Annotated in this window: 11 protein-coding genes; 8 read left to right on the plus strand and 3 right to left on the minus strand. The window is 70.3% G+C overall.

Going from position 1 to position 10,414, the window contains the following annotated elements; all coding sequences use genetic code 11:
- Position 1 precedes the first annotated feature (1 nt).
- The 8 genes from ACVBEQ_RS25835 (at position 2) to ACVBEQ_RS25870 (ending at position 6,860) form a co-directional block, all read left to right on the plus strand.
- Positions 2 to 1,168 (plus strand): thiolase family protein, encoded by a 1,167-nt coding sequence (locus ACVBEQ_RS25835; protein ID WP_447156305.1) that lies wholly within the window; start codon positions 2 to 4, stop codon positions 1,166 to 1,168.
- Between the two features lie 2 nt (positions 1,169 to 1,170).
- The gene (locus ACVBEQ_RS25840; RefSeq protein ID WP_447156316.1) at positions 1,171 to 1,851 is read left to right on the plus strand and encodes an energy-coupling factor ABC transporter ATP-binding protein; all 681 of its coding nucleotides are present in this window, start codon (positions 1,171 to 1,173) and stop codon (positions 1,849 to 1,851) included.
- Positions 1,848 to 2,447 carry an energy-coupling factor transporter transmembrane component T family protein gene (locus tag ACVBEQ_RS25845; protein ID WP_447156306.1) on the plus strand — a complete coding sequence of 200 codons (600 nt, stop codon included), beginning with the start codon at positions 1,848 to 1,850 and terminating at the stop codon, positions 2,445 to 2,447. Before ACVBEQ_RS25840 ends, ACVBEQ_RS25845 begins: the two co-directional genes overlap by 4 nt.
- A 159-nt stretch (positions 2,448 to 2,606) precedes the next feature.
- Positions 2,607 to 3,416: a DUF4397 domain-containing protein gene (locus tag ACVBEQ_RS25850; protein ID WP_447156307.1), complete on the plus strand. Its 810-nt coding sequence runs from the start codon at positions 2,607 to 2,609 to the stop codon at positions 3,414 to 3,416.
- A 23-nt stretch (positions 3,417 to 3,439) separates the two neighbouring features.
- Positions 3,440 to 4,267: a class F sortase gene (locus ACVBEQ_RS25855; protein WP_447156308.1), complete on the plus strand. Its 828-nt coding sequence runs from the start codon at positions 3,440 to 3,442 to the stop codon at positions 4,265 to 4,267.
- Positions 4,268 to 4,281: 14 nt separating this feature from the next.
- A complete protein-coding gene (locus ACVBEQ_RS25860; protein ID WP_447156309.1) occupies positions 4,282 to 4,869 on the plus strand; it encodes an RNA polymerase sigma factor in 588 nt (195 codons plus the stop codon).
- Positions 4,856 to 5,734, plus strand: a complete 879-nt coding sequence (locus ACVBEQ_RS25865; protein WP_447156310.1) for an anti-sigma factor — start codon at positions 4,856 to 4,858, stop codon at positions 5,732 to 5,734. Before ACVBEQ_RS25860 ends, ACVBEQ_RS25865 begins: the two co-directional genes overlap by 14 nt.
- Before the next feature lie 151 nt (positions 5,735 to 5,885).
- Entirely contained in the window at positions 5,886 to 6,860 is a 975-nt protein-coding gene (locus tag ACVBEQ_RS25870) for a DMT family transporter (RefSeq protein WP_447156311.1), read from the plus strand.
- Here the strand turns inward: ACVBEQ_RS25870 and ACVBEQ_RS25875 are convergent.
- The 3 genes from ACVBEQ_RS25875 to ACVBEQ_RS25885 form a co-directional block, all read right to left on the minus strand.
- Positions 6,838 to 7,491 carry an HAD-IA family hydrolase gene (locus tag ACVBEQ_RS25875; RefSeq protein ID WP_447156312.1) on the minus strand — a complete coding sequence of 218 codons (654 nt, stop codon included), beginning with the start codon at positions 7,489 to 7,491 and terminating at the stop codon, positions 6,838 to 6,840. The genes ACVBEQ_RS25870 and ACVBEQ_RS25875 overlap by 23 nt on opposite strands.
- 21 nt (positions 7,492 to 7,512) lie before the next feature.
- Positions 7,513 to 8,823 (minus strand): nucleotide disphospho-sugar-binding domain-containing protein, encoded by a 1,311-nt coding sequence (locus tag ACVBEQ_RS25880; RefSeq protein WP_447156313.1) that lies wholly within the window; start codon positions 8,821 to 8,823, stop codon positions 7,513 to 7,515.
- A 7-nt stretch (positions 8,824 to 8,830) separates the two neighbouring features.
- A partial coding sequence (locus ACVBEQ_RS25885) for a glycosyltransferase (protein ID WP_447156314.1) occupies positions 8,831 to 10,414 on the minus strand: 1,584 nt, incomplete at its 5' end.

Consider the following 10,414-nt stretch of genomic DNA (forward strand, 5'->3'; position numbering starts at 1 on the left):
CGTGACGCGTCCCCGGTTCGACCCGCGCGGCCCCGTGCTGGTCGGCGGACGCCGCACCGCCGTCGGCACCGCGGGGCACGCCTTCGCGGGTTGTGACGTCATCGACCTGATGGCTCCGGTCCTGGCGTCGGTTGCCGGGCACGTGGCGGCGACGGACCTGCCGGTGGACGACGTCATCGTGGGCAACTGTCTCGGTCCCGGCGGCAACATCGCCCGGGTCGCCGCCCTGGCCGCCGGTCTCGGCGATCGCGTGCCGGGCGTGACGGTCGACAGGCAATGCGGATCCGGGCTGGAGGCGGTCCTGCAGGCGGCCGCGCAGGTGCGGGCCGGCGACGCGGAACTGGTCCTCGCCGGCGGGGCCGAGTCCGCCAGCACCGCACCGTGGCGGTTCTGGCCGCCGGAGCCGGGTGCCGACCCGGTTCGCTACACCCGCGCGCCGTTCGCCCCCCGCGGGTATCCCGATCCCGGTATGGGCGAGGCCGCCGACACCCTGGCGCGGCTGCGCGGCATTTCCCGGGCACGGCAGGACGAGTACGCCGCGAGGTCGCATGCGTTGACGATCGCGGCCCAGTGCGCGGGCCGGTACGACGCGGAAATCGTTGCCGTACAGGGCATCACACGGGATGAGAGACCACGGCCCGGCCTGGATGCGACCCGGTTGGGACGGCTGCGGCCGGCCTTCGGACCAGACGGCACGGCGACCGCCGGCAACTCCTGCGGCATCTCCGACGGCGCCGCCGCCGTCGCGGTGTGCACCGAGCAGAGCGCTCGGGCGGGCGGGCTGCCCTACCTCCGGATCGTCGCCACCGCCGTCGGGGCGGACCGTTCGGACCTTCCCGGTCTCGGCCCGGTGGCCGCGGTCCGCCGGCTGCTGGATCGACCGGCGGTGACCGACCGGGGCATCAGGCTGTCCGACATCGGCGCCGTCGAGATCACCGAGGCGTTCGCGTCCGTGGTGCTGGCCGCGATCGACGACCTGAATCTGGACGAGTCGCGGGTGTGCTCGCAGGGCGGCGCCATCGGGCTGGGCCATCCATGGGGCGCGTCCGGAACCCTGCTGCTGCTGCGGCTCGCGGCGCGGCTGGCGGATTCTGACCTCGGTCTGGCCACCTGCGCGATCGGCGGCGGCCAGGGGCTGGCCATCCTGCTCGAACATCCGGGGCGTTGACCGTGGCGGAGATCCGGTTCACCGGCGTTCAGCACCGTTTTGGCGATCGATCCGTGCTCGAGAGCATCGACTTGACGCTCACCGAGGCGCGGGTGGGCATCGTCGGCGCGAACGGCTCCGGCAAGTCGACCCTGGCGCGGATGATCAACGGTCTGATCCGGCCCACGGCCGGCACCGTCACGCTCGACGGCCTGGACACCAGCGCGAAGGGGCGGGAGGTCCGGCGCCGCGTGGGTTTCGTCTTCACCGACCCGGACAACCAGATCGTGATGCCGACCGTCGCCGAGGACGTCGCCTTCTCCCTGCGTCGGTCCAAGCTGCCCACCGCGGAAGTGCAGGCGCGGGTGACGGCAACTCTCAGACGCTTCGATCTCGACGGCCACGCCGATCATCCGACCCACCTGCTCTCGGGTGGCCAGAAACAACTGCTCGCACTCGCCGCCGTGCTGATCACCGAGCCGGATGTCGTGGTGGCCGACGAACCGACGACACTGCTCGACCTGCGCAACGCACGAATGGTGAACGAATTGCTGGCCGGCCTTTCCCAGCAGGTCATCCTGGTGACGCACCATCTCCACCTCCTCAACGGCTTCGACCGTGTCGTCGTCCTCGAGGGCGGGCGGGTCGTGGCCGACGGATCGCCCGCCGCCGCGCTGGACACCTATACCGGGCTGCTGACGTGACAACGTTGGGTCTGTACCAGCCGGGATCGTCGATCCTGCACCGCATCTCGGCCGGCTGGAAACTGCTCCTGCTGCTGGTCGGGATCACCGCAATCCTGCTGCTGAGCGCGCCGTGGCAACTCGCGGTGGCGGCCGCGGTGGTGGCCGGCATTTTCCTGCTTGCCCGAATTCCGCCCCGCGTGGCAGTCGCGCAATTGTGGCCGATGCGGTGGTTCATCCTGATGGTTGCGGTCTTCCAGGTCATATTCGCCGGCTGGGAACGCGCCGTGATGGTCTGCGGCAGCCTGTTGTTGACGGTCGCAATTGCCGCGGTGGTCACCCTGACCACCAGGGTCACCTCAATGCTCGACGTTTTCGGAAAACTGTTACGACCTTTTCGCAGATGGGTGGATGCGGACCGCGCCGGACTGCTGCTCGCCCTGACGATCAGGTGCATCCCGCTGATGGTCGGCATCGTCCACGAGGTGGCCGAGGCGAGAAAGGCTCGCGGTGCTGGGTTCTCGCTCAGGGCTCTTGCTGCCCCCGCGGTCGTCAGGGCGTTGCGGTCGGCCGACGCGATGGGCGATGCCCTCATCGCACGCGGGGTCGACGATTGACCCTACCGATGCGCGCGCATGCGAGTTCGCGCTCCGTGATCCCGGGGCGTATTGACATTCGCGTCAGTTGCTGAATCCGACACCGCTGCATCCAATACGCATCCCGCCGCGGTAACTCTCCTCGACAGCACTCCACCCCCCAGCACGAGGAGGATTTACATGAGGCGTCTCATTGCCGCGACGGCGGCAGGTTCGCTCGCAGTGGCAGCGACCCTGTTCGGCGCACTGCCGGCATCAGCCGCGGACACCGGCACGGTGTACGTGGTCCACGGCATCCCGGACCTTCCGGTCGACGTGTACGTCAACGGCGCACTGACGCTCGACGACTTCGAGCCGGAGACCGTCGCGGGTCCGCTGGACCTGCCGGCCGGTACCTACGACATTGCGATCACCGCCGCCGACGCAGCGGACGCGTCGTCACCGGTGTTGGAGGCCTCCGCCACGGTGGATGCCGGCACCAGTTACACGATCGTCGCGCACCTGACCGCCGACGGAACCCCGACCGTGACGCCGTACGTCAACGACGTCTCGACCATCTCGGCCGGCCAGACCCGGATCGTCGTTCGCCATGATGCCGCCGCTCCCGCGGTGGATGTCCGGGCCGGAGGCGCCGTCGTTCTCGCCGGTGTCACCAACCCGCAGGAAGGCGTGCTGAACATCCCGGCCGGCACCGTCGAGGCGGATGTCGTCCTCGCCGGCACCGACACCGTGGCCATCGGCCCGGCAACGCTGGATCTGGCCGAGGGCAGCGCGACGTTCGTGCATGCCGTCGGTAGCGCCGAGGACGGCACGCTGGCCCTGGTCAGCTTCACCGTCACCGGTCTGCACTCCGCACCGGGTGGCGTGCCCGCCGGTACGGGCCCGGCCGACAGCCCCGCTGCCACCATCGCCCTGGTCGTCATGCTGACCCTGGGTATGGCTGCCGCGGTCGTCGGCGGACGGCGCCTGTACATGGATCGCTCGGTCTGACCGAGCCGTCCGGACGCGCGACCGTGCGCACCAAGATGTCCCGTCGCCAGGCTGCCACCGGCCTGGCGGCGGGGCTCTCCCTGATGTTCGCGGCGCCCGCCGTGTGGTGGGTGGCCCAACCGGAGCCTGCCGGCCAGACGGTCACCTCGGTGAACGCCGCGGCGGCCGCCGAGCTGGCCTCAACCTTTTCCCCGGCAACGACGGAAGCACCCGCACCCACGTTCGCGCCTCAGAGTTCAGCCCCCGAGAGAAGTTCGGCCGCGACCACCACTGCACCTCAGAGTCCAGCACCGAAGAGTTCAGCACCGAAGAGTTCACCGAAGAGTTCACCGAAGCCGGCCACCACCGGTGCGGCACCGAAGAAGCCCGCTCCCAAGGCCGCCCCGGCGCCCGCACCACCTGCTCCACCGGTCCGTATCGAACTCCCGACGCTGGGTGTCCAGGCTCCGGTCATCCCGGCCGGGGTGGACAGCGAGGGCGTGATGGAGATTCCGAAGAATGTCGGCGAGGTGGGCTGGTACCGGTTCGGTCCGGCGCCCGGCGCAGCAGCCGGGTCGTCGGTGCTGACCGGCCATGTCGACGACTACCAGCAGGGCGTCGGAGTCTTCGGCCGGCTCGGCGATCTGAACCCGGGCGATGTCGTCCGGGTGTCGGACGAGAAAGGCGTCAGGAGGGAGTTCTCGGTGGTCTCGCGGGAGGAATGGCCCAAGGACCAGGTCCCCCTCGATCGGCTCTTCGATCGGGGTGGCAAGTCGCGTCTGGTTCTCATCACCTGCGGCGGTTCGTTCAACGAGTCGACGCTCGGATATGACGACAACATTGCCATCACTGCAGTGCCGATCAGTGGATGACCTACTCTGCTCAGGTGTCCAGTCCCTCAACGCCGCCGTCGGGCCTCTCGCCCGAGCAGACGGCGGACGACGAGTGGGTGCAGCGATTCCGCGCCGGGGATTCTCTCGCGCTGCGCCAGGCGTTCGACCGCTACGGCGGGATGGTGCAGCGGGTCGGGATGCTCCGGCTCGGGAATCACCATGACGCCGAAGAGCTGGTCCAGCAGGTCTTCGTCCGAGCCTGGAAGGGCAGGGACGGATTCAATCCGGACCGCGGATCGCTCGGTGCATGGCTGCTGGGCATCACCCGCAGGCTGATCGCCGACAGGTACGCCTCGCTCGACAGGGACCGCAAGGTGGTCTCCGCCGCCGAGAGCATTGCCCCGCCGCCAACGGAGACGAAGTCGGTGGACCGGGTGGTCGACCGGGTCGTGGTCGGCGACGAACTGAACAGGCTGCCTGCGGAACAGAGAATGGTGCTGCGGCTCGCGTTCTACGGCGATCTGAGTCATTCGGAGATTGCCGCGACCACCGGACTCCCCGTCGGAACGGTGAAGAGCCACATCCGGCGGGCCCTGATTCAACTACGGAAGCGTTGGGAGGTGGACGGTGCAACATCCTGATTGTGACGATCTTGCCCTCCTCGCTCTCGACGAGTCGGTCGGTGACGCCGTCGACACCCATGTCGCGGAGTGCGACGAGTGCGCGGCCGAGGTGGCGGCGTTCCGCACCACCATCGGTCTGGCCCCGCTGAGCAACTACGGCGAGACCGCACCGCGGCCCGGCGAGCACGTGTGGCAGGCGATCGCGGCCGAACTCGAACTTGACGATCAACCGGCGGCCGGCCGGTTGCCGGCGCAGGGCGTCGGCTCGACCGACGACACCACGTCCACCACGGCCGTTCCGACGGCGGGCAATGGCAATGACAACGGCAACGGCAACGGCAACGGTCGGGCACTGCGCTCTGTGCCCACCGAACCGAACGCCGGGCCCGCGACCACCGATCAGCCAACGAGGCGATCCGGCGGCGGCGGGGAGCCGCGGCGGTGGTCACGGTGGGCCGCTCCACTGGCGGCCGTCGTGGTCGGTATTGCGGTCGGCGCCGGAGCGGTCGTCATCGCGCAGAACCGCTCGTCGGACGTCACCATCGAGGCGATCGCCCCGCTGACGCCGGTGCTGGACGGGCCACTCAAGGGCGAGCAGGAGCGTCAGCTCGGGCAGGCCGAACTGGTCGTCGCCTCGTCGGGCCCGCAGGTGCGGGTCGAGGCACCGGACCTCCCGCCCTCGTCCAACGCCTACGAGGTGTGGCTGTTCGGCAACGACGGCCGGATGGTGTCGCTGGGCACGCTGAGCAACGGCTCCGGGACCTTCACGGTGCCGAACGGGATCAGCACCGACGAGTACCGCACGGTGGACGTGTCCGACGAGCCGCCGAACGGGAACCCGGCGCATTCCGGCATCAGCCTGGTGCGCGGCGCTTTCAGCTGAACATTCCCCGTGACGGGTCCGATATCGGGCCGTGATGTATCACCGGACCCCGCCCGCACTTCAGAGAACTGCCGGACCGACCGGTGTCCAGCTTCTCCGAAGGCCCGCGATGATCAGCCCGTTCGACAGTCGACCCGCACCGGCTCGCCCGGTGGCTGCCCCGACGACGGTTGACCAGCGACCGGAATTCGCCGTGGCGGGCCTGGCCCGCTTCCCCCTTCCGACCGTCGCACTGATCGCGGTCGCCGTGACGTGGGGCGTGTCCTTCTCGGTCGTCGACGGCGCCGCCGATGCGCTGCCGGCGGCCGATCTGGTTGCCTGGAGGTTCGGGCTGGCGACCCTGGTGCTCACGCTCGCCGGCCGGGCCGCCGTTCCCCTGCCATCTGAGATGCGCCGCAGGTCGATTGTTCTCGGAGCATTGCTGGGGGCGGGATTCCTGCTGCAGGCCTGGGCGATGACGTACACCGACGCGCTGATGTCCGGCTTCCTGATCGGCACCCTGGTCGTCCTCGCGCCGCTGTTCAACTGGGCGTTGTTCGCCGAGCGACCGAGTGGGTCGACATGGGTCGCGGTGGCCGTCGCCTCCGCGGGACTCGGCCTGCTCAGCCTGCGCGGTGCGGGCTTCGGCGTCGGTGAACTGCTCACCGTGCTGGCCGCCGCGACGTGGGCCCTGCACCTGGTGCTGCTGTCGCGCTGGGCACGGGCGGAACACGCGCTGGCTCTGGCCCGCGCCCAGACCGGCACCGTGGCGGCGATGGCCCTGATCTCGGTGGCTGTCGGTGGCGCGGTGACGGGAACGGGGATGCTCCCCCGACTTCCGGTGGACGGCACCACTTGGGCCGCAGTGGCTTTTCTTGCCGTGCTGGCGACCGCAGCGGCGATGGTTGCGCTGAGCTGGGCGCAGTCCAGGCTCAGCGCCGCCAGGGTCGCCGTCGTGTTGACCATCGAACCGGCAGCCGGCGCGCTGACCGCCGCCGCGCTGGGCAGCGAATGGACCGTGCGCACACTGGCCGGTGGCGCGCTGCTGATCGCGGCGATGCTGATCGTCGAACTCGGCGCGCGCGGACGCTGGACACGGCGAACACATCGGTTGCGCGCGGTGCTCAGCCCTCGCCAGGAATGCTGACCTCGATACCGCCGTCGACCTCGACGAAGCTGATGTCGGCCAGCGATCGCACGCTCGGTGCGTCCAGCACCGCGTGCGTGGTGAGCACGCCGATCACTGGGCAGCCCGCTGCCCGGGCCGATGCCACTCCGGCAGGGGCATCCTCGACCACGAGGCAGCGGTCAGGTGGGAAGCCCAGCAGCTCAGCACCTCTCAGGTAGGGCGCGGGGTCGGGTTTGCCGATGGCGACGTCATCGGCGGTGACGAACACGGCGGGGGTCGGGAGCCCCGCCGCGGCGATCCTGGCGGTGGCCAGCCGTACGCCGCCGCTGGTGACGATCGCGACCCGTTCAGCCGGCAATGCGGTCAGCAGTTCTGCCGCGCTGCGCTGGGCGACAACGCCGACGGTGTCGGTGGATTCGGATTCCACCATGAACGCGCGCAATTCCTCGATGCGCTCTGCCGGCATGTCGGGCTCCAGCAGTGCCATCACCTGCGGGACCGGGACCCCGTGAATGTGCGGTTGCACCTCCGGCCACGGGCGGCCGATCCGATCCGCCAGTTGACGCCAGCTCCGCTCGACGCTGCCGGCCGAGTCGACCAGCGTCCCATCGAGGTCGAACAGGATCCCGTCCACCCGCCACGTCGTCATGCGCCCACCCTGACACAGCGCTCAGCGCCCTGATCCACCGGCCGTCATGGCGTCGTAGGCGCGCTGCCGGCCGGGTTCCGCTCGCAATCCGGCACCGAGATGCCCCGCCACGGCGCCACTCCGGCCGTCCAGAAGCCCTTCGAGCGCAGCGGTCAGCTCGGCGACCGTCGCGCCGTTCGGATCAAGGGACGTCCCGACGCCGGCGTCGTCGATTGCCGCCGCCCCGGCGAACTGATCGGTCGAGAACGGCAGGACAAGCATCGGCACGCCGCAGGTCAGGGACTCGGTGACGCTGTTGTTACCGCCGTGTGTGACGGCCACCGCGGACCGTTCGAGCAGCGCGACCTGGGGCAGGAACTCCCGCACCAGCCAGTCCGACGGCAGATCGCCGAGCAGACCACGGTCCGCGGAACCCACGGCCAGCGCCACCCGCACGGGCAGGGCGCGGAGCGCGGACACCACCCGTGCCAGGACATCGGCACGAACCGAGAGGAAGCTGCCGAAACTCACATAGACGACGGGTGTTCCGGGATCCGCGTCCAGCCACCGGGCGATGTCCGCGGCCGGCTGTTGTTGCCGCACCGCCGATCCCAGGAAGGCGTGCGGGGGAAGCAGCGATGTCCGGGTCGCGTCGTGCAGCTCCGCGGGGTAATTGAGCAGCACCAGGTCGGAGTGCTCCGTGAAGGCATCGGCCGACGGATCCTGCTGGGGCGCAAGCGTCTTCAGCGCATCATTCCATTCCCGGGTGAATTCGTCCCGGACCTGCTGGCAGCGCCGGAGGAGAACGCCGAGATCGTTCGGGTCCGGGTCGAACACCGTAGGCCAGGTCGGCGGGTAGCCGTACACCTCGTTGCCGACCGGCAGGGCGGTCGGATGGCCGAGGACGACGTCGGCGTGCGGGACATCGCCGGCCAGCAGGGCGAGTCTGGCGCTGAACGCCAGATGGTCGACGATGACGTGGTCGGGCCGGACGGCATCGACCACGTCCAGCACCCGCCGCGCCGTGTTCACCGGATCCCAGAGCAGGTCTGCGCGCCTCGCCTCGGCCTGGTACAGCAGGGTCGGCACCATTCCTCGTTCGGTGGCGGCGAAGAAACCGCGCAGCGCGTCGTCCTCGCCGGTGACCTGCTCCTCGGCGCGGATCACGCCGGGATTGGAGCCGCGACCGAGCCGCAGGTCGATGCGCTCGAAGCCGAACTCGGTGGTGATGGACGACGTTGCCGGTCCGCTGGCCACCACGACGCGGTCGCCCCGGTCCCGCCAGGCGGTGCCCAGGGTCGCCAGCGGGAGCAGGTGCGATGCGTAATCCGGGCTGATGATGAGCAATGTCATCGACGGATCATCCAGCCACCGGTGCCGTCACACCGGCGTACACACCCACCAACGTGCGCGCCATCGCCTCGATGGTGAAACGCTCGGCGACGAGGTCCCGTGCTCTCGCCACCCGCTCGCCGTCGTCGGGCTTGCCGACCAGATCGAACGCAGCGCCGATGCCGGCACCCACGTCGTGCGGCGATCGGGTGTCGACGAGGAACCCGGTGACGCCCTCTTCGATATAGGTCGCGGGGCCGCCGCCCTCGGGGCCGACGACCACCAGGCCGGCGGCCAGGGCCTCGATCAGCGCCAGCCCAAACTCCTCCTTGAGGCTGCCGCAGACGTACACCCCTCCGGGTGCGACGGCACCGCGCAGGCCGAGGTGGGCCGCGGCCATCCACTCCGCGACGACGCCGTTGGGCCGATGCCCGGCGAGGACGAGACCTGTTGCAGCTTCGAGGTTCTGGGCGATGACCGCTTCGATGGCCGCCAGCTGGCCGCGCTCGTCGGATGACGGGTTCTCCAGGTCACCACCCGCGATCAGCAGGTTGCACCGCTCCCGCAGCTCCTTGTCCGACGCCCACGCCTCGACGACCGTCGCCATGCCCTTGACGCGGTGCAACCTGCCGACGCTGAGCGCAAGCGGCAGCCCCTGCCGGTCCGCCGGCAGGGCTGCGACCAGGTTTCGCAGGTCGTCCAGCGCCGGCGAGGAATGGGCGTCCTGAGGGCGTGCGCCTGCGTCCAGCACGCGGGCGCGCGCGGCGTCGCTGACGGACACGTCGATGCCCTCCGGAACCACGGTGTAGCGACCCGGTTCGGTGTCGATGTCGATACCCAGCAGGTCACTGAGTCGGTCGCGAAGTTCCGGGCGCGGGAAGAGCGCGCTGTGGTGTGCTCCCGTCGCGAGCCGGCTCACCAGTGCGGTCCGGTACCAGTAGTGCTCCCGGGTATCCACCGCGCCGAACCCGCCGCGGGTCAGCGCCCCGGTCATGTCGAGGGCGTGGATCACGGCGTGCGGGTCCGGGGCGAGCGTGAACACGGTGGGAATGCCCAGCGCGGTGGCCACCGCTGCCGCCGCCATGCTCCCGACATCGGCCATCCGGAGGTGGACGACGTCCACCCTGCCGTGCGCGGTGAGCGCGCGGCGGATCCCGCGCTCCGCGGCGACGGAGGCCGGCCAGGCGTTCGTCGCGTCGGTCGGCTCCATCATCAACGGAATGGGTGCCAGTATGTGGCCGCTCTGGGGGTCGGTGAGCGCGTCGATGGCCGCGTCCACCGAGCCCCTGGACATGGTGAGCACCCGGGAGATCCCGGGTTCGGCAGCGAGGGCGTCGCCGAGCCGGACGAGCATCGTCGCGATCCCACCGTTGTCGCCGGCGCCGGCCCTGGTCAGCTCACGATCCAGATCGGCGTGCAGGAACAACTGCGCGATCGACAGGCCCGGCGTGATCGGCGGCGCGATGGTGCGCTCCCTGGCACCCAGGTCGAACGCGGCCAGCCTGGCCACCCCGGCCAGCTCACCGTCCGCCGCGGCCAGCGTCGTGATGAGCTCGAGAGAACCGGCGTCCGGCTCGCGGTCACCGAGCGCCGCGACGGCCGCCATGCGGGA

Source organism: Nakamurella sp. GG22, from assembly GCF_052976845.2.